This is a genomic window from Streptomyces katrae, assembly GCF_000717655.1.
GTDB lineage: Bacteria > Actinomycetota > Actinomycetes > Streptomycetales > Streptomycetaceae > Streptomyces > Streptomyces katrae_B.
On the sequence record NZ_JNZY01000121.1, the window covers coordinates 1 to 298 of the forward strand.

The 298-nt window shown below is 67.1% G+C and carries 1 protein-coding gene; it reads left to right on the top strand.

The window, feature by feature from the left end; genetic code table 11:
• Nucleotides 1-119: 119 nt before the first annotated feature.
• Nucleotides 120-298: response regulator transcription factor (locus tag IF09_RS42450; RefSeq protein WP_063607488.1), on the top strand; the 179-nt coding region annotated here is incomplete at its 3' end.

Consider the following 298-nt stretch of genomic DNA (forward strand, 5'->3'; position numbering starts at 1 on the left):
CGTCGTGAAGGTACGGGCGCAGGATTTTAAGCAGGACAAACCGGACATTCGACTACATGTCCACCTGCTTCCGAGGGCGCGAGCAGAGATGACCGATCCGATCCTCGGAAGGAAATCCCATGAGCCTCACCCTCACCGCCCCGCAGACCGAGACCGCCGCCCTGGCCCTCGCCCCGCGCGAGCAGGAGGCACTGGGCCACATCGCCGCCGGCCGCACCTACCTGCAGACGGCCCGCCACATGGGACTCTCCAAGCACACCGTCGACGCCTACCTCCGCCGCATCCGCGCCAAGCTGGG